The organism is Lacrimispora algidixylanolytica (assembly GCF_003609635.1).
In the GTDB taxonomy this organism is placed as follows: domain Bacteria; phylum Bacillota; class Clostridia; order Lachnospirales; family Lachnospiraceae; genus Lacrimispora; species Lacrimispora algidixylanolytica.
Genome location: NZ_MCIA01000006.1, coordinates 177,964 through 198,432, shown reverse-complemented (window position 1 = coordinate 198,432; position 20,469 = coordinate 177,964). Strand labels below are relative to the sequence as shown.

At 42.4% G+C, this 20,469-nt stretch carries 16 protein-coding genes; 2 read left to right on the top strand and 14 right to left on the bottom strand.

Annotated features, from left to right (window positions below; genetic code table 11):
• Positions 1 to 2: 2 nt before the first annotated feature.
• The 14 genes from nifH to BET01_RS05415 all read right to left on the bottom strand — a co-directional run bounded on the left by nifH (position 3) and on the right by BET01_RS05415 (position 16,819).
• Entirely contained in the window at positions 3 to 842 is an 840-nt protein-coding gene (gene nifH, locus BET01_RS05480) for a nitrogenase iron protein (protein WP_334295065.1), read from the bottom strand.
• Between the two features lie 34 nt (positions 843 to 876).
• The gene (locus BET01_RS05475) at positions 877 to 2,163 is read right to left on the bottom strand and encodes a nitrogenase component 1 (protein ID WP_120195758.1); all 1,287 of its coding nucleotides are present in this window, start codon (positions 2,161 to 2,163) and stop codon (positions 877 to 879) included.
• Between the two features lies 1 nt (position 2,164).
• On the bottom strand, positions 2,165 to 3,610 hold the full coding sequence (locus BET01_RS05470; RefSeq protein WP_120195757.1) for a nitrogenase component 1: 1,446 nt from the start codon (positions 3,608 to 3,610) through the stop codon (positions 2,165 to 2,167).
• Between the two features lie 23 nt (positions 3,611 to 3,633).
• Positions 3,634 to 3,990, bottom strand: a complete 357-nt coding sequence (locus BET01_RS05465; protein ID WP_120195756.1) for a NifB/NifX family molybdenum-iron cluster-binding protein — start codon at positions 3,988 to 3,990, stop codon at positions 3,634 to 3,636.
• A 17-nt stretch (positions 3,991 to 4,007) separates the two neighbouring features.
• The gene (locus BET01_RS05460) at positions 4,008 to 4,880 is read right to left on the bottom strand and encodes a radical SAM protein (RefSeq protein ID WP_120195755.1); all 873 of its coding nucleotides are present in this window, start codon (positions 4,878 to 4,880) and stop codon (positions 4,008 to 4,010) included.
• A gap of 90 nt (positions 4,881 to 4,970) precedes the next feature.
• Entirely contained in the window at positions 4,971 to 5,135 is a 165-nt protein-coding gene (locus tag BET01_RS21995; RefSeq protein ID WP_330512425.1) for a YezD family protein, read from the bottom strand.
• A 488-nt stretch (positions 5,136 to 5,623) separates the two neighbouring features.
• A complete protein-coding gene (locus BET01_RS05450; RefSeq protein WP_120195754.1) occupies positions 5,624 to 7,264 on the bottom strand; it encodes a SulP family inorganic anion transporter in 1,641 nt (546 codons plus the stop codon).
• 124 nt (positions 7,265 to 7,388) lie between these two features.
• Positions 7,389 to 9,128, bottom strand: a complete 1,740-nt coding sequence (locus BET01_RS05445; RefSeq protein WP_120195753.1) for a restriction endonuclease FokI C-terminal domain-containing protein — start codon at positions 9,126 to 9,128, stop codon at positions 7,389 to 7,391.
• 95 nt (positions 9,129 to 9,223) lie between these two features.
• Positions 9,224 to 10,387 (bottom strand): DUF4317 domain-containing protein, encoded by a 1,164-nt coding sequence (locus BET01_RS05440; protein WP_120195752.1) that lies wholly within the window; start codon positions 10,385 to 10,387, stop codon positions 9,224 to 9,226.
• Between the two features lie 114 nt (positions 10,388 to 10,501).
• The gene (locus BET01_RS05435) at positions 10,502 to 10,876 is read right to left on the bottom strand and encodes a desulfoferrodoxin family protein (protein ID WP_120195751.1); all 375 of its coding nucleotides are present in this window, start codon (positions 10,874 to 10,876) and stop codon (positions 10,502 to 10,504) included.
• A 122-nt stretch (positions 10,877 to 10,998) separates the two neighbouring features.
• Positions 10,999 to 13,428: a hypothetical protein gene (locus BET01_RS05430; RefSeq protein WP_120195750.1), complete on the bottom strand. Its 2,430-nt coding sequence runs from the start codon at positions 13,426 to 13,428 to the stop codon at positions 10,999 to 11,001.
• A 27-nt stretch (positions 13,429 to 13,455) separates the two neighbouring features.
• Positions 13,456 to 14,331, bottom strand: coding sequence for a carbohydrate ABC transporter permease (locus BET01_RS05425; protein WP_120195749.1), 876 nt, complete (start codon positions 14,329 to 14,331; stop codon positions 13,456 to 13,458).
• Between the two features lie 14 nt (positions 14,332 to 14,345).
• Positions 14,346 to 15,275: a carbohydrate ABC transporter permease gene (locus BET01_RS05420; RefSeq protein ID WP_120195748.1), complete on the bottom strand. Its 930-nt coding sequence runs from the start codon at positions 15,273 to 15,275 to the stop codon at positions 14,346 to 14,348.
• Positions 15,276 to 15,385: 110 nt separating this feature from the next.
• Positions 15,386 to 16,819 carry an ABC transporter substrate-binding protein gene (locus tag BET01_RS05415; RefSeq protein WP_120195747.1) on the bottom strand — a complete coding sequence of 478 codons (1,434 nt, stop codon included), beginning with the start codon at positions 16,817 to 16,819 and terminating at the stop codon, positions 15,386 to 15,388.
• A 216-nt stretch (positions 16,820 to 17,035) separates the two neighbouring features.
• Between BET01_RS05415 and BET01_RS05410 the strand changes: the two genes are divergently transcribed.
• Positions 17,036 to 18,661 (top strand): response regulator transcription factor, encoded by a 1,626-nt coding sequence (locus BET01_RS05410; protein WP_120195746.1) that lies wholly within the window; start codon positions 17,036 to 17,038, stop codon positions 18,659 to 18,661.
• Positions 18,658 to 20,448, top strand: a complete 1,791-nt coding sequence (locus BET01_RS05405) for a sensor histidine kinase (protein ID WP_120195745.1) — start codon at positions 18,658 to 18,660, stop codon at positions 20,446 to 20,448. Before BET01_RS05410 ends, BET01_RS05405 begins: the two co-directional genes overlap by 4 nt.
• Positions 20,449 to 20,469 lie beyond the last annotated feature (21 nt).

Genomic DNA, 20,469 nt, shown 5'->3' with positions numbered 1-20,469 from the left:
TTCTAAATCTTATAATCATCACCAATATTCATAAGGCCAAATTCCAATAGAATCTCCTCCAGCCGCTCCTGCTCCATAGGCGTTGGTATGGTATAATCCTTATTTTCCATAACCGCCTCGGCCAGGCTTCGATACTCTCCAGCCTGCTTGGAATCCGGCCTGTATTCAATTACGGTTTTACGGTTAATTTCTGCATGCTGGACAATATTGTCTCTGGGAACATAATAAAGGAGTTTGGTTCCAAGTTCCTTTGAAAAGGCACGAAGCAGATCCATCTCCCGGTCCACATTCCTGCTGTTGCAGATAATCCCGCCAAGCCTTACTCCTCCTGTCTTTGCAAACCTCTTGACCCCTTTTGCAATGTTATTGGCCGCATACAGTGCCATCATCTCACCGCTGGCTACGATATAGATTTCTTTTGCCTTCCCTTCCCGCATAGGCATTGCAAAACCGCCGCATACAACATCTCCCAACACATCATAAAACACATAATCCAGATCTTCCGTATAAGCTCCAAGATTTTCTAATAGTCCGATGGCTGTAATAATTCCTCTTCCCGCACAGCCGACTCCAGGCTCCGGTCCCCCTGATTCTACACACCTGGTTCCTCCAAAGCCCTCTTTTAAAATACGTTCAAGCTTTACTCCATCTCCTTCCTCCCTTAACGTATCCAGTACGGTTTTCTGAGCCAATCCTCCCAGAAGGAGTCTTGTGGAATCCGCTTTCGGATCACATCCTACAACCATGACCTTTTTCCCCAGCTCAACAAGTCCTGCTGTCAAATTCTGTGTTGTCGTGGATTTCCCAATTCCTCCCTTCCCATAAATAGCAATTTGTCTGATTTCTCCCATGGTTATAATATCTCCTTCCTATCTCCTATAAATTGTCGTATAAATCTTCAATTAGTGTCAGACTTCCCCGGTAGCCGGCATAGGCTCTGTTAAAAATCAGCCGGTCTTTGATGGGAAATGCGGCCACGATAAATTGTACTTCCTTTAAGCTACTGACCTCCTCCTCATTGCTGCTCCCAATAATAAGGCTCAAATCTTCCTCTTCCATTAGGACTTTGTTAATCTCATACTGATCAGAGGCAAATACCACTTTAGGTGGCCTTGCATATTCCAGATTCGTGAGTTCGGCTATGATCCGTTCTTTATCCTCCTGCCTGAAAATTGGTTCTGTTATGACTACGAGAACCGGAGTAAAGCTGTAATCATTTGCAAGATATCTGGTAATCCCCAGTGCGGTACCTGCATCTGCTGCCACTGCAAACCGTTTCCAGCTCAATGTGCCAATGGACTGAGCCAGGTAGTGATACACATAATCATCTTCTTCCTCAATGACCTGATTCACCAGTCTGTCATCAAGGTTTAATGCTTCGCCTACCATCAGGAGAAACCGTTTGGTATCACTGGCTCCAATGGGCAATCCGGGATAACGAATGGAGGGCACTGCAAATCTCTCTTCAAACTTCCTTGCCGGCCCTTTAAATATCCAGGGGTGAAGGATGATATTTAGCGCAGCCTGAGAAGAGGTCCTAATATGTTCCATGTTCTGATGCTCTGTGAAAAATGTATTTACCTTGAGCCCCAACTTTTTTAACAGTCTGGAGATCTCTTCCAAATTTCCGCTCCAGAAAGGTTCATGATAAGGGATGATGCCAAACAGGTTTACAAGATTTTCTTCCTTTTTTAAAGGTTCTTCCACGACCTGATTAATCATGGTATTCCATACCACCTCGTAACCTAAATTACTGTCTCCTGCAAAACCAGGTGTATCAATAGGATAGACCTGGTGGCCTTCCTCCTTGAACTGATCCGTGATGCTTTCAATATCATCGCCAATAATGCCTGCCGTACATCCTGTGAGCACGAAGTATGCGTCTGCATCAATGATATCAATTGCCCCCTGTATGGTAGACTGAAGCTTTTGGGTTCCTCCAAACACTACCTCTCGTTCCAGCATATTGGTGGATGGGATGGAAACGCTGCTGACGAAACATGAACTTTTATTCCCCGACTGCCCTTGGTCAGATGCCGTAGACTGCATACAGCATCCAGGTCCGGCGTGATAGATGGGGCATACCCGGTCAATGGCGCCCAGCACAGAATTGATTCCAGCAAGAACACAGCCACCTCTTGGATTTTCAACTACTTCAGACATTTCAATTACCTCCGATTATGTACTTAAACGCATCTTCTTCATACCAGCTATCCTTGTAAGGAAGCTTGATATGCTGGGATAGTTTGATATTAAATCCTGGATTCTCCAACTGGTCGGCTATTTTGTTACCAAGGAATAAAAGTCCGTCATATCCCATGGTAGGCCGTTTCATATCAAGAACATGGGTGGTTGGAATCCCAAGCTTAGCCGCCCATTCTGGCACTCCGATAAATACATCTGGTTTTAATTTCTTAACCAGATTCACCTGTTCAAAAGGCTGCATATTTGCTATATCAATTACAAAATTAGGGTGAATGGTATTTAGATATTCAATATCTGCCTGCGCATCTTCGTCATAAGTAGGTGTTTCCAGTCCCACAAGCTCCATCCCAAAATCATCAATTAAAGCAGCAGCGGCAAAGGAGCGACCGGTACCTCCACAGATAAATACCCGTTTTCCTTTCAGTCTGTTTTTGATGGATTCCACCAGCGGAAGAATCCGCTCATGCTCTCTTTGAATAATTTCTTCTGCTTCCTTTTCTTTGCCCACCACACTGGCAATTCCCCGGAACCAGATATCAGTATTGCGGACTCCAATGGGCATCACCGTATGAGAATAGGGTATGTCATAATCCTCATAGAGGGCCTTCATAAATTCGTCTGCAAATACCTTACAGATGGAAGTAGATGCTTGGGCAGATGGGATCTCCTTAATTTTCTCCAGGGAACTGTAAAATGGTATATAGTTTACCTTAAGATCCAGAAGGGACAACATCCGTTCCATCTCCACCTGATCGGCATAGCTGATGGAAACTGGTGCAAATAAATTAATAAGCCCCTCCTGCTTTTTGATCTTCTCCTGCTTTAATATGTATTTATTAATAGAAATAAAGGCGGCATCAAAACCCGAAGCACAGATTTTGGATTTAAATCCTTCGCAGTGTATGGGGATGACCAGCGCCTGTGTACTCTCTTGAATATCCTTTACAATGGCATCAATATCATCTCCAATAATGCCGGATGCGCAGGATGCAAGGACAAAAATAAGCTTTGGTTGATACCTCTTTACTGCCTCCTCTACTGCTTTTCGCAGCTTGCTTTCCCCTCCAAATATTACGTTGTTCTGATCTAAATTGGATACAATGATTCTGGGATTCTTACTATGCTTAACTCCTCTATGCGCCTGCCCCACCCGGTACTGATCTACAGCCATGGACGTACATCCTACACAGCCCTGAGGTGCATGGGCAATAAATACAGAATCTTCCAGGGACATGAGTGCTGCCATGCTGTTAATCTGTTGGCACTGGAGGCCCTGGGCAAAGCTTCTGTCGGCTTTCTTTAGACAACCAGTTCTAAAATCCTCTTCGGCTGCGTCCCCGGTCGAACCCAAATCATTATACCGATTCGGACGGCTTTCCCTGATTCCTGAATAAGTTTCAATCATGGTATTAGTTCCTCCCCTATCTATCATTCATTTAATAAATTCTGGACTTCCACATAGGATAGAAGCCTTTTTATAGAATCCTCTACAAATCCCGGCAATTCAAATGCCAAGGTACTGTAACGTGACAGAGCTGTTCTTGCCCCTTCTCCGATACGGCTGACTAACACGTAATCGCAATCTTTGAGTCTATCTGCCAGCCCATCGAGTTTCATATCGTCATGCTCCTGTCCCTGGCACACAGGGTTTGTTTCTCTGCGTTCTTTGTAATGAAAAGTCATTGTTTCGCTGTCAGCCTCCACAATATAAAACACTCCTGCTTTCCCGAAATGCAAATTCACTACTTTACCGTCTGATGATGCGATACCGATTTTATACTTCATGATTTCCTGCCTTTTCCTTATCCATGGGAGAATGTATCACTTCCAGCGACTCTTCTCTCATAAATCATATCCCCGTAATCTTTTCCTCCAAGCAATCCCACCGCATCTGCCCGGCAATGCTGGCAATGGCGAAAGACATCGATATGTTTTCCAGCTGCAGTCCTGGCATCATCAATCTCCTTACATACCGGAGCTTCCTCACCGGAAAGATCTGACTGGGGAATTAAAGGGATAATATTATAAATACTGGCACCAGCTTCTTTTACGGTTTTTGCGATTTCCTCTATATGGTCTCCATTGATACTTGGCACCAAAACGGTATTTACTTTTACAGTAATACCTGCTTTCGCAAGCTTTCGAATGCCCTCTAACTGGTTTTTGATAAGAATGGCCGCTCCTTCGATTCCTATGTAGACCTTACCGTGGTAAACGATAAAACGGTTGAGCCTTGCTTCAATCTCAGGATCTACGGCATTTACCGTCACAGTTACAGATTCAACTCCTATCTCTATGATTTCGTCGGCCCGTTCTTTTAATAGGAGCCCATTGGTGCTCATACACTTAATCAGATGAGGAAATCGCTCTTTTATGAGACGAAATGTCTCCAGAGCATAATCCGTAGCAAGGGTATCTCCTGGACCTGCAATCCCTGCAACTGTTATTTCAGGACATAGCTTTAAGGCTTTTTCTAAAACCTCCAGTGCTTCAACAGGTGAAAGCACCTTGGAAGTTACACCTGGCCGTTCCTCATGGTCATTGATTTTCCGGTCACAGAATTTACAGGATATATTGCAGCCTGGACTTACGGGAAGATGAATCCTACCTGTGTTGTTTCTGTTTCCCCCAAAACATGGGTGAGAATTTTGCAGTTTCGAATATGTGTTTGCCATACTGATCTCACTTTCTTAAAATTAGGTAACAAAAAAGACAACCTTCGCCCGATACGCTCATTTGGCATATCAGAACCTCCGGTTGTCCAGTCAGTTCTTTAATCTGATTTTTTCTATTTTCTCGATTTGCACCATTTTGCCATCTTGAATGGTAATGGTAATGGAACCATACTTTACATCTTTCGCCATCTCATTAATCAACCTGATGTACTCATTCTCAGGTTGGGAAGCATTTGAATAGGATATACGGATCACCTTCTCTCCCGTTAAGATTTAATCACTCTCAGGTGGTTCCCTTTGCTCATGCATATGAATTTATATTTGTATGGTGGCATCCTTTGCATTAATCCTGGTCTTTGTTGAAGTAATAGGATCGTTAATTTTATGTAATAAAAAACAGGTACCATATTAGTACCTGACTGCTCCTTGCGACCCGGATACAGGTGGACTAATACATGCAAAAATAGACCATATTCATACACATGCACACAGTCTTGCAACAACAGCTACCTTTATCCGAATTTACAAATTGGATATGACTGGTCAAACGTACTGTGCTTTTCATAGGTATGGCGTCCTTTCTTTATCCTATTATCTTTATATGTTAATATGTATGTTATTATAGTATCTAATATTTCTCTTGTCAATATTTTTTTCAATTATTTCAGTTCTTAAGCCTTGACATAAGAAAACCGCCGGAAGTGTTGATCCGGCGGCTCTCTGTATCATGTATGGTTATTCTATTACAATCCTGAGGCACGCATTAACGCATCATCAATGCTGCCAGCAAAATTCTCCCTACCTATTAAATCAGCAAAGCCAGCCTTCTCCATAATAGACATGGGTTGCTGATTCACATGGGAAAGAACCAAAATCACATTTTTCTTTTTAAGATTTAAATAAAGCTTATTAAGACTCTTTAACGCAGTGGAATCCATGGCTGGAACACTTCGCATTCTTAAAATCAGCACGCGTTTGCCTTCCTCTAAAACCACCTTAGATATCTTATCCGCTGCACCAAAGAACATGGGCCCGTCGATTTCAAATACGGATACGTGCCTTGGAACCGGCTTTAAATCAAGGTTCTCTCCGTCACTTCCAGCTTTTTCATCTTCTAAATACCGCCAACCGCTGACCTCAGCCACATCAGCCATCCGTTTCATGAACAGCAAGGAAGCAAACACCAGACCAACACCGATGGCAGTGACTAAATCAAAGGCAACTGTCAGGAAGAAAGTAATTATAAGTACCGACCAATCACTTTTTGGAGCCGTTTTAACAATAAATATAAACTCTCTCCACTCGCTCATGTTATACGCAACAATAAATAATATGGCCGCAATCGCTGGCATTGGTATGAGTGCAGCAAATGGCATAAGGAAAACAAGAACAAGCAAAAGAAGTCCTGCATGAACCATACCTGCAACTGGAGTCTGTCCTCCGTTCTTTATGTTAGCAGCGGTCCGGGCAATGGCACCAGTAGCTGGAATTCCTCCAAATAAAGCCGAGAAGGTATTTCCAACTCCCTGAGCCACAAGTTCCATATTGGAATTGTGCTTTCCACCAGTCATTCCATCTGCTACCACACAAGAGAGCAAGGATTCCACGGCCGCAAGCACTGCAATGGTCAGGGCATCTGGTAAAACCTTCTTCATCAGATCAAAGGAAATAACAGGAATATGAAAGGTTGGAAGGCTAGGGGATATGGTATAAAGATCTCCTATGGTATTGACCGGAAGCTCAAATACCTTTACAAAAAGGGCTGTCACCACCACTGCAATCAGAGACGCTGGAACCTTTTTTACAAATTTCGGCCAGATCACAAGTATCGCCAAAGCTACAATCCCGATCAAAAATGCCATGGGATTAAAGGTTTGGAAACATAAAACAACCTGCTTAAGCTTACCCACAGTCTCCACTGGTGCCTCCTGAAACGTAAGACCCATAAAATCCTTTAGCTGACCAATTAAAATGGTCAGAGCAATGCCAGTAGTAAATCCCGTGGTTATAGTATAAGGAATAAAGCGTATTAAACTTCCCAAGCGGAGCAATCCCATGATAACCAAAATAATTCCTGCCAACACCGTAGCCAGTGCAAGACCATCCATGCCATTTTTTATGACGATTCCTGCCACAATAGAGGCGAATGCTGCGGTTGGTCCTGCAATCTGAACCTTACTGCCTCCTAAAAAGGAAATCACAAAACCTGCCACAATCGCAGTATAAAGCCCCTGTTCCGGAGTCACACCAGAAGCAAGGGCAAGAGCTATGGAAAGAGGCAGTGCAATGATTGCCACAATAATTCCGGAAATAACGTCTTTAACAAATTGCTCCTTCGAATAATGCCTTATGGATAATAAAAATTGGGGTATCATATCTTTCATTTTCCTAACCCTTCGTATATTATAAAATTTTTATAAACATTTTCAAATATAGTCATGTTAGAGGAAGAATGCAAGCTATTTTAAAATGTTTCTCAATTAGTACAAAATAATTGGTTAAAAACTGCTATATAAGGTCTAACGGGAAGGAAATCTCATCATTGCAGTCAAAAGCTTCAAACCATTCCTCATAACCAAGTCTTCCAGCTTTTAACTCTTCCGCCATCAAAAGTAAGTTCACGGAATTAATCGCAGCCCCACAAATCCCCGATCTCATGGAGATAAGATTGAGCCGGTCTTTAAAACCGCCTGTAAATGAGCCTGAAATAAATGCAAATCGAAAATGAGTCACAGTATGATCAAAAATATTCCACCACCGGTTGGGGTTTAGTAGTTCGTTTCGTTCCTTATTCTCCTCAATATAACGATTTATCTCATCCGCTTGCTTGATTGGAAGAGAATACCCTTTTCCATACGCTTTATTGTCTATGATAAGACCATTATTTCCATGATACACACACACATCTGGTTTTCTGGTATCTCCTAGCCTTGCTCCCTTAAATCCTAGTTCCGTGGTTAGAAGTTCTGCCGTCTTCATCTCATAATCCCGGTCTGAACTGCCATCAAAACCAAGATCCACCAAAATCAGATATCTGTGGTCCACATGGGCTAAATGAGTCCTCAAATAATCCTTAAAGACAGATACCTCCGATTTCACAGGTAAATTAAATTCTGCCTCTTCTGGCAGGTCTAATCCCAGGATCTCATCCATGATCCGGTATGTAGCTCCTGACTTTTTCACCTGCAAACCGATGTTTTCAAAGCTTCTAATATCATCAAGAATGGTTTCTGTTTCTTCCTTAAGACCTTTGCTCTTTAGATATTCCTTAATCTGAACCGGAGAACGGTAGCTACATTCCAGGTATTTGATGATATAGGTTCTTCTGTTTCTTAAATATTCCCGGTCAGCCACCTTGGTTGCAAGCATGTCCCACATAACCCGCTTTGGAATCTTGGCAAACCTGGATACGCCGGTGGTATGCTTTAATACAGTCCTTCCCTTTAGGGTTAGCTTGTAGGACTGAGGTATGGTTGCAGAGGAAAGACTTCCATAGGCATTGGATGTCACTTCCTTTGGAACCTTACTAATCCAGCCCATCTGCATGAGCCAACTACAGATAGTACGGACGTATTTATCGCTGGTTCCTTCCGTATCCTGTAAAAGCTTCGTTTTATCCTCTTTTGTTTTAGCCTCTAAAAGCCCCTCTAATATCATGTACTGAGGGATGGAGGTAAAACCTGCTTCACCGATGAACCCTAGTCTGGCGCCTATTTCAAATTTAGTCAGATGTACTTCTTCTCCCAATAAGGTCATAACCCTGCACACTGGAGGATAGGATAAGAAGGCTGTTTTAAGAACTTGAGCCTCTTCCTCGCTTCCTGCTAGAGACATGGCATACTCCTGCCCAAGCGCCGAAATACAGCAGACATCCTTTGATCTGCTGTATTCTAAGAATCCCACACTGACTGCCCATCTTAGAAAGGAGTCTGCAGGCCAATCGCTTTGGTATTCTTTACGCTGACCAGGAAGCACTGCCTGAATGATACCGGAACAAGGTGCATTGCTTCTGGTATATCCAGTCGGGGTTCCCTTTCCTTTTAGATGGGTATAGGGAATGCAGATTTCCTCCGTAGAAAGTTCACTGATAAAGATATCTCTTCCATCCTTTTTCGTGATAAGTCTTGGGATTTTATCCGTACAAAGGAGCCGGTTTATCTCCGATCCAGGCACAAATACGGATACTACATTTTTTAAATTCCCCAGGGTATAAGCCTCTTGTACCCAGCCAAATGTTCTATCTGCCACTGTTATTTCCTCTTTGTTTTTCTTAAAGTATAGCATAGCATAAAGTGATGCGCAAAGCGTTTTGGCTACTAATAGGAAACCAGCCAATTCTTTTCTTAGTCGATGTCTTCCTCAAGAGCTTTCATTTGTGCGGCGATTGGCCTTACGGTAATGCCATTAATCTCTATATGCTCACTGATGCCAATTACGATAGAGGGGCGTCCGTCAATCATGCGGTTTTCTACCAGATGGGCCTTATCGGGAGCCACCTTGATGCTTACGTCGGTAGTCTTAATTTCGAAGCTTTTGGTATTGACCACGTTGGAAGCGATGAAACCAGAATTTTTATTTTCTTTATCCTCTTCAAATCTTTGTTCAAATTCTTCCAGCTTTTCCTGGCTGGCCCCGTTGTTTTCTAAGAGCCGTTTCATCTGATACTTGTCCAAGGTAAAAGGAACTGGCTCATCCTTTGTCTCCTCCAACATCTCATTCAGGCTTTCATGAATGTTTTTCACGGTCTCAAAGTCACAGTTTTCCCCGAGGGTTTCCTCTACAATCGCTTGAAATGTCTCTTTTTGACTCTTTGCTGACATTGGGATAACACAGCCTAAAAGCTCATCAATAAGACGCTCTGGCATCTGCTCTGGGTTTTTGGCATAATAAAGAAGTCCGTGAATGTCCGTATTGCGATCTGTATAGGCTGGGAAAATAAAGCCTGTATCCGGTGCTTCTACGATCCAATCTCTGTTCCGGTTCTCGATCACATTGGTTTCCGAATTATAGCAAAGTCCTGCCTTTGAAAGCTTAACCGGACATACGACACACTGAATAAAATCATAGACATAATCAGAGGCATCATACATCTCGATCCCATCAGTTGATTTTGCTGGAATATCATAAGCGCAATGGATGACAACGATGTAATAATTTTCTCCGTAATCGTAGCTTGCAATCAGCTTATCATAAAATTCCTCAAGGAGTGTATCATCCTTTAGCTGACTATCCCTTAGCTTTAATAAAAAATCCTGGCTTCCACCTTCTTCTTCCGTAAAACGGGGGAATTCCATATTAACCAGATTTTTGCCCACAGATCCTGAAAGGCCGCTTTTAAAAATGGTAAAATATTTAAAGGCTTCATCTTCTGGTAGGGATAAGAAAGCCTCCTTGATCTCAGTTCTCTTGTTCTTTTCTGCATCTACATAACAACCACATATTCTGGTGATGGTACAGTTTGCAGGGGTGAAAATCTTTTTTATTTCATTGGTTTCTTTCTTATTCATGTCGTGATTTCTCCTATCTGTGGGCTTAGCCCTTTTGCCTAAACTTCGTTTAAGCAAAGCTTCTTAAAAAAAGCTCACGGACCCTTTGGCCTGTGAGCTTTTCACTCTTTTCGTTTATGCTTCTGCTTTCCATAAACCATGGAGATTACAATACTCATACGCTGCAATCACTTCATCGCCTTCTGTAAGCATGAACTTTGCAACTGGTTTCTCTCCTGGACTTAACAACTTTCTCTGATTTCCCTGCTTTGTCTCCAAAACAATCCAACCGATAAAGTGTTCAGGAAGCATTGGGTGTTCTACCGGACCAACGGTAACGGTAACGTGATTTCCATCTAGCTCAATGACTGGGACATGCTTCTCAGTAGCCGCGTCAGTGGTATTGGCAACCAGCTCCTTCATCTCATCGTTACAACAGGTAATGGTACCGCCCTTTTCTTCTACAACAGCAACAATATTTCCGCAATGATTACACTTTAAAAACTTCATGTGAATAACCTCCTTATGTATTATTTCTGAAAGAAATTACTTGGTCAGTATACCACATTTGGCTTTTTTTTACAAGATAACCCATAGGAAAAAACACGACTTATTCTTTCTTCTTTTCTAGCTTAAATATACTGGGTCAGGTTCTCACAAGCTTCATAAGTTAGTATCTCACTGCCGCACCGGAGTGTTGCAAGACCTTCCTTATAGACCGGATTTCTCTTGATACAGTCATTGATAAACGCCTCTAGAGTTTCAAATTCTTCCTGGCTCCCGCAAATGCAGATATAGGCGGCATCTCTGCTGTCTGCCCTGTATTCACAGTCAGTTAATTCGTCTTGATAGGGCTTTAATACATGGCTGCACCAAATTCCAACGTATCCGGTTCCCGCCCTTCCTGCAAGCCATCCCTCCCTCATCACCTGTTCTAAGAACCTGCTCTGTGGCCAGTAAACATGAGTAAATGGGATGGGGTGACTCTCTGGGATGCGGTAAATGGCATAAATAATATTGTTCACCTGACGTATTGCCGGCATGATCCCATTGCCAAACCAGTATCCCGGCCTGACTGAACAGGCCTCGCAGCTTCCTCCCGGATGGGTTACAAATACCACTGCCGCCGGATCAAGAGACGCATACCACATATGCTGCTGATAACCAAATACCCCAGGCTGAAACTGAGTCGTTCCATGGAAGCACTCATTTAAAGACTTTACGTAAGTAAAGCTACCTATATCCACTCCCTCTTTCCCGTAGATATTCTCCCATTTTCTTGGTATCTCCTTGTGATTTGACTGAACAGAGGTCATCATATAATGAGCGTTTTTTTCAATACAAATACTGGAGTTGCTTTCATCGTAGCACAGAGAAAGAGGTTCTTTCATACGTGCTTTCAACCCCACCGGAATCTGGTACTTGCTTGTAGCAAGGAATATAACCCATTCACTGAACCAGTCTGGAGCTTCTGGATCCATTAAATTAATTAAGCTTTGAATATCCTGAGCATAAGGGTAAAGTGCCTCTCTATATACACGTCCCATTGGCGCAATAGAAACCCCTTTGAAAGTCTGAAGAGATAAATCATGAAGAAGGCGGTCTGTTGTTTTTACTGCCAGTTTGGAAAGCTCTTCATCACCAAAATCCACAACATTTAAAAGGGCAGCAAATGTGATTGGAGTATAACCACCGCTGTGGAATTCATCAAATCCATCTTGAAGCGTTTCCTTTAACCAGTCATTCATTCTAATTCCTGCAATTTCCTTCATCTCATTTCCGGTCTTACCGGAACGAATAAATACATCCTCAGGATAACAGTCTCCTGCAATATAGGCACTGACAAAGAACATAAGAGAATGATTTTCACTCCAAAAACACATTCCGTCATTTCCGGTCTCGTCCATCCAATAGCGGTAATTTAACATAACCTCTTTGCAGCGGGCAGCCATAGCCTCATCCATGGGATAGAGCTTCATGAAACGTGCCATAGCGCAGGATAGGAAATCTGAACAATCTCTCCGGCTTTCTATCTGATCTAAGGACTTATAAATTTCTTTTTCATCAATTGCATGAATAGCACCTGTATATCGACGGGCAAGCACTGGATACATGGAAAAATTATCTCCGTCTCCTCTTGGAATCTGTAAAACGGAAGCAATTCTTTCATAAACTCTTTCTCTATTTTTATCCGGGTCTGATCCCCCGCTCCATACCGGATCAAGCAGTTCCTGTCGCTCAAACCTTCTTGATAAGGTCTGTCCGCATGTACTTATCTCCACACTGAAATAAGGATTATGAGGCACAAGGGCTTCTTCTGCCTGACCCGATATATTCTTTCTAGAATATCTGCTGCCATATTGGGAAAAGTCTACTGGCCTTGCATCGTAAACAATTTTAGTTTTTTCCGGAGCAATCGATGGGAACTTTAGTATTCCCTCTTTTAAAACAATACCAGACAGCCAGTCTCCCGCTGCTGCTGCCTCCTTCGCAGATTCCATATGGGGAAGCTTAACCTTTATTTTACTGCGTTCCTCTCCTGGTATCTGAATGGCAAAAAGGGTTCTGGTATCCCTTACCCCAAGATTTTGGAGTCTTACAAAGATCAGATTGTCTCCTTTTTTTAAGTCAAGGGTTAAGACTTCTCTTGAAATCGGCTTATATACAGGAGTTTCAATACCTCCGTTGTACACCCCGTTTACCCATACATCAACGGCCCCATAGCTCCATAACCAGGCTTTGGCCTGCAAATCCTCTTCTACATGCAGGACTACAGCTCCATGTAGCTCAATCTTCTTTAACAATGGATAAAAGAGTGACTTATCTACAAACCAGTTTCCGTAGGTATAATAATATTCCCAAGGCATCCCAAGGGAGCTTTGTTCTCCTAAGCGAATTTCTCCTTCCGGCATGACAATGCAGTGGTCAATTGACTCTTTTCGCATGACTTTTTCGCAGGCAAGCTGATCCTTTCCCGATACCAGACTGGAGTAGGGAGTCTCTTTTCGTCCGCTCACAAGATAATTGGTAATGTAACCGTATTCATTCAATGTTAAATCCATTTATTTTACCTCTCTTCCTATATATTGTCATCCCTTAACGGCTCCGGCTGTAATTCCACCCATAAACTGCCTGCTTGCAAAGATGTAAACCAACACAATAGGAACAATTGCTATGGCAGAACCTGCAAACAGGATGTTCCAGGCTGCTGCACCATCTCCTGCATTTTGGAGCGCTACTACGCCTACCGTCAGAGGGCGAAGTTTTTCATTGGTCATGGTAAAAATAAGAGGCAGAATGTATTCATTCCAACCACCTCTAAACGACAAGAGCGCCACACTTGCAAGAGCCGGCTTAAGCACTGGAAGTATCACTCTCCAGTAGATTCCAAAGAAACTGCAGCCATCCATTTTAGCCGCCTCGTCTAGTTCTTTTGGAACGCTGTTCATAAAGCCATGGATCAAAAATACATATGTAGCCTGTCCGCTTCCAGCGGATATTAATATTATGGATAAAAGAGAATTGTTCATGTGAAGCTTTACTGCCAGTTCAAATAAAGGACGAAGGGCTGCACTTCCTACATTAATGAACATAAACATAACCATTGCATTGAAAATAAGGCTTTTAAACCGAAATTCTTTTCTAGAAAAGACATAGCCAGCCATACTGCTTACAAAAAGAGAAACCGTCATGACTCCAAAACTGATCATAAGACTGTTTGCTGTGTACCTGGAAAAATTGGCTATTTTCCATGCTTGAACGTAATTATCCAGAATGAATTTTTCCGGCAAAAGCCGCAGGCCTCCGCTTACCAACTCACTGTTTAATTTAAACGACCCGAACCCAATATAAACCACCGGATATACGGTGACCGACGCCAATAAGAGAAGGAGAAGAAAAATGACTCCATTGATAGCCTTTGTTTTTTTTGATTCTACGGAGTGACCCGTTTTTTCCTTTGCCATTCTTTCTCTCCCTTCTAGGATATCTCATCCATTCTTTTGCTGAATTTTAAATAAATGATTGTAACAATTCCGACAATCAGAGCAGATATAATACTAAGCACTGAGCCATATCCAATCTGTAGTTGAGAAGCTGCCTGTGAGGTTCCAAATACCATCTGGAAAATATAGGAAAACATAACATGGGTACGGTTATTGGGCCCTCCTGCTGTTAATACAAGAATGGACTCATAATCCTTAAATGCGGTTGTTATCGCAAGCATAATAACCACTTTAAGCACCGGTCCTAGCATAGGAAGGGTAATTTTAAAGAAGGTCTGGATTCCATTCGCCCCATCAATTTGGGCGCTCTCGTATACATCTGATGGAATCCCCGTGAGCCCTGAAATCAAAAGAATCATATAATTGCCAAAGGCCCCCCAGACAGCAACAATAACAACTGCTATCATGGCAGTTTTGCTGCTTCCAAGCCAGTCAATGGGATCATTGATAAGTCCCACCGCCCGAAGGAAGCTGTTAAGTACACCATTATAGGTGGCAAAAATAAAGTACCAGATCAGGCTGTATACCGCTGAACTTATAACAGTAGGAAGAAAATAGATCCCCTGAAATAGCTGACTGCCAAACCGTTTTCTCTGCAAAAGCACCGCTGTCATCAGGGAAAGGGGAAGAACAAACAACAGCTTTAAAAATGCATATTCAAATGTGTGCAGGACGCTATTCCAGTAGATGGAATCCGTAAATACCCGATTAAAGTTTGCCAGTCCCACAAAGTATGCCTTAAATCCATTGTAATCATAAAATACATAACGGATCAGCCATGCAAACGGATAGATTGACATCACCACGATAAAAAATATGGTAGGAAAAAGCATGAGCCACATGGGGATGTCTCCATTGTTCCATTTTTTCTTGATCCGCTGTCCCATGGATTTTTTTTCATTCATTGATAACACTCCTCACTTTTGCAAAATAAAATTACGTACCTGTCTTACATATTCAGATAAAAAGGCTGCCACAGGACAGCAAATCTGTTTGCAGCAGCCGGTATGCCATCTTATTTATCCAGATACTCTATGGTGCCTGCATTTGGATGAAGAGAATCATAATCCTTGATCACAAGGCGTTTCGTTTTACCCATCTTTACTTCTTTATCCAGTGCATCATTATAAGTTTTATTTAGTTTGGCAATTGTCTCATCAATAGAACTGCCTTCCTGAAGACATGCATTCCATAATGCATCACGGTAAGTCTCTCCCTCTGGTGTCACGGAAGGTGCTACCGGAAGCACTGCCTCATAATCTGCGCCTGCAAAATCTGCCATTCTTCCGATCTTTGTCTTGTCGATCTTCTCCTCCATATATTTAGAGATTGGCAATGCATATCCGCCTTCCAGGTATCCCTTTAACACATTTTCAGATTCAAAATACGCAATAACTTCCCATGCTTCCTTTGAATGAGTCGTGGAGGCACTCATCATCCAGCCAGTGTTAGGGTTACAAGCTTCACTTCCCCGGATCTCGCCATCAAGGGTAGGCAGTTGGGCAACGCCCCATTCCATCTTTGCAGGGAACTGCTCAGTTAAAACCGTAGCCTCCTGAGATGCGTTGGCGTGAATTCCTACATGACCTTCAGAAAACTGTACACGGACTGGATCAATTTTCATGGAAGAAGAACCAGGGAATACGCTGTTGTCAGCCAGCAACTGGCGAACCATTTCAATGTATGGCTTAAATCCGGTGAAATCAAATTTGCCTTCTTTATAACTGTAGGGGGTGATACCGCTCATTTCCGCAGAATGCTCGATCCACCGCTCAAAAGGACCGCTGGCTCCCGGGAAAATAATTCCGTAATAATCACCTTTTCCCGCTTCTGTAATTGCCTTTGAAACAGCAGGGATGTCACTTACTTTCTTAGGTACCTGGAGCCCAAGTTTATCAAAAATTTCCTTGTTGTAGATAAATCTGGAACCACTCCTCTTTCCGCCTGGCACCCAGTAAACCTTATCTCCCTGAACGTTATACCCTTCGTACTTATGTTCATCAACCTCATTGACCTTTTTAAATTTATCGGTCATGTATTCGTTTAAGGGCTGTATAATGCCACTCTCTGCAAAATTCTTAAAATCAGTCGGATTTACCTGGGAAAAAATATCTGGTGACTGTCCTGAGTTAGCAGCCATGGTAAGAAGATTGACATAGTTTTCTGTTTGCGCCACATAATCAATCTGAATGTGGTCATTGGTTTTGTTAAATTCATCTACAACCTTATTCATATAATCCAGGTCATGACGGTTATCGGTCCATACTGTGATCTTAACCTTTTCTCCGGAAGCCGCTTCCTTTTTTGTTTCTTCGGCAGATCCACCTTTTTGTGTTTCCCCATTGGTTGTTTTCGTCTCAGTGCCCCCACCTGATGAACAGCCCGTCAACGCTGAAACTGCCATCATTCCGGCAAGTCCTAAAGCAGCTAGTTTTCTTGTTCTTTTCATAACATTCCTCCTTTTGATTTGTTACATCTTAATCCGTCTTATCTTTTTGATAAACACATCATAATGTATTTTGCTACATTTTTACACCACATTTTTTACTATTTATGTCACACTTTTTTTGAAATCGACATATAACCTACATCTGCCTTGCTTTTGATTGTGCACAATGCTATAATCATTTTTACTTTCAGTGATTTACTATAGAAAGGAGACAATATGAACCCATTTCCAACTATTACGCTTCTAATCGTAGATGATGAAGCTGATATTCGCTCTGGCCTGCGTTCTATTATTCCATGGGAAGACTATGGTATCTCTGTCATCGGCACTGCTGCAAACGGTGCCGAGGCTTTGGATAAAATCCGCTACTATGAGCCGGATATCGTAATAACTGACATTCAGATGCCTGGAATGAGCGGTCTTGAACTGGTACGAAGAGCCAAAAAGGAGCAATTTGATTGTTCCTTTGTTATATTAAGCGGGTATGATGAATTCGAATATGCTAAATCAGCGATTAAATACGGGGTAAAGGAATACCTTTTAAAACCAATCTCCATAAAGGAACTGACCGAACTGATCTTAAGCCTTAAAGAGGATATCCTGAGCAGAAGGGACATTCACAGTGACAGGCTTTCCACCCTTTATAAGCTGAGGAATGCCCAGATCTCCATACAGAAATCCAATTTGATCCCCCAGCTTTTAAGAGGGGATTTATCCAGTGCGGAACTGGAAAAGGTAATCCAGGATTACTCTCTTCCGATACGGGATAAGGAGAGCTGTATCGTTTTAATCCAGGCGTTTTCATCAAATCCAGGCGGTGAGGAATTACCAGAAACCAGTCTTTGCCTTATTAAATTAAAGAACTCCCTGGAGCAATCTTTAACCGGCTCTTCCCTGCTGACAGCAGAGTATCCTCCGACTGGACTTCTGTTGCTGGTGAATTTACCATTCACAACTCCGGATGGCAGTACCCTGAAAGAAACACTAGCAACTCATATACAAATGAGAACGGAAGCGGAAGGAAAAATCCAGATTGCGGCGGCAATCGGACAGCCTGTTCCTTCCCTCTTAGGCTTACCTGCCTCCTTTAAAGATGCAAGACAAACCATTACCTGGCATATCTATCCCAAAGCAGGTCCTGTATTGGAATCTGGAGAGTTTAATATGGATCAGCCGCCCATCATCATGCCTGGAAATGATATTCTGGATGCCATTTTAAGGGATAATCCAGAGGATATCCGGTCAAATTTAAATGGGTATTTAGACCAGCTTTTAAACACACCTGCGCCTCCGCCTTCCTATCTCTTTAGCATGTGCAATTATCTGGTAATTACTTTACAAAGCCAGCTATCCAAATATTTAGATGGGATGCCAAAAAGCTATACCGGCAACTCTTTTGCCACCTTGCAGAGTTTAAACTCACTTGATGAGATCAGAAACTTTATGTGCCGGATTCTCTGCGCATTTGCCGATGAATTATCCGTAAACCGGGCAGTAAAAAGTGACCCTTTGATCGAAAAAGCGATTGATTATATTAATAAGAATCTGTTAAAAAATCCAAGAACTGAGGATGTATGCACTTATCTGGGCTTAAGCAAAAGCTATTTCAGTACTTATTTTAAGAACAAAACTCAGTTGAATTTTAGGGACTATACTCTGGATTTAAAGATTAACTATGCCCAGGAACAGCTAAAGTTTGCTGAACACTCTCCCAGCGAGGTTTCTATACTACTGGGCTATGAAGATTACCGTTCATTCAGCCGAGCATTTAAGGCAAGAACCGGACTTACGCCTACGGATTTTCAAAAACAGTATACGTTAGAAGAAAGGAGCCGCCAATGATCAGACGGTTTGCCAATTTAAAGGTCCGTTACCAGTTGCTGACTGTAATGATTTTCATTACCTCTGTAGCTCTCTTTCTCATAGGCCAGCTCTCCTATTCTTATTTTTATAAGAGAAACACCACCGAGGTAATGAAAAAAGCAGAAAGCTCTGTCCATATGGCTGGATCCTCACTTTCTTCTCAGCTAACCTCTCTTTCCACCGCTACCAACCACCTTTTGGTAAACGCTCCTTTTCCTAGCATGATATATGATATTAACAACCGGAATTTTACAGGATATGCCAAATACTTTTCCGGCGCCATAGCGCTGACTGAGCCATTCCTGCAAAATCACGATCTGGTAAGTAATGTCCTTATTTGCGGAGAGGATAATATTGTATTCAGCCCCTCTTCTCTGGGCATCACCAATCACTTTTCTGAACTTTTCCCTGAGGATATCTGGGCTTCATCACGCATAACGGTATTGCCCAACCGTCAGAACTTAACCTTTGGCCAGGGAGGCATCATTCCAATTTGCTATCCGGTTTCCTCCAATGTAACCTCCGGCAGCCTGATTTACCAAGATAAGCCAGGAAACCGCAAGGCACGCTTCATCCTCATGATTGATACCACACAGATACGTGCTTACTTTGAACGAATGTCAAATCGTTATACTTATTGCATGTACCTGGCTGATGAAAACGGATATCCTCTGGATATCGTAAAGGATCAATACCCGGATGCATTTCTGAGGGAAGTAAAAGACTGGGTCCAGAAAGAGAACACCACGTCAGACGGAAGCGTCAGAATGGGGAAGGATCAGCTTTTAATTACGAAGGAATCGGTTCCTTTTTGCAACTTAAAAGTTATTCATTTGACAAAGAAGTCTGCTTTAATCGGAGACATCAAGGAGCTTCGTTCTTTTTTTATACTGGTGTGGCTGGCCTGCTTCCTAGCCGCTGCCCTTCTTTCCTTGGCCCTCTCCAACCTTTTGACAAAGAATATAAAAGTCCTGGGGAAAATCATCGGACGAATCAATGACAAATCTTATGAAGAAAAAATTGAATTTTCCCATACAGACGAAATCAGCCTTTTAGGTGTCCAGTTGAACCGGATGTACGACACCATTCAACTACAGCTTAAACAAATCAAGGAAGAGGAACGAAAAAAGGCCCAGGCAGAAATTCAGATGTTGTCTGAACAGATTAACCCACATTTTCTTTACAATACCCTGGAATGCATTCATTTTCAAGTTTTAAATGGGCATGAGCAGACAGCCGGTGGCATGCTTGAAAGCCTTGGACGGTATCTGCGGACCACGCTGAGCGTTGGAAAGTCATTTGTAACCATAGAAAAGGAAGTGGAACACGTCACCTTATATATGGAAATTATGAACCGGCATTCGGCTTCTGGCATACAATTTAACGCTGAAATCCACCCTTCCCTAAAAAATGTAATGATTATGAAGGTGCTTTTACAGCCCCTTGCCGAAAACTGTATTAAGCATGGTTTTAAAGGTTTTGCAAACGGATTCGAACCGGTTCCGCCTCAGATCACCATTGAAATAACCCCTGTTGGGGACAACCGGATGCAGATTGAGGTTTCAGACAACGGAAATGGCATTGATATTAAAAAGGCTTCCGCTCTTATGAGAGCGGAAGATCCTGAATTTAAAGACCATTTTGGCCTTCACAATATTTATAAAAGACTCCATACCTGCTATGGGGATCTTGTGGAGATAACATTTACCAGCATTCCATACTTAAAAAACAGCATCCGAATTGAGATACCAGAAAATCCGGTTTGAAAACGGCCCATAGCCCACTTT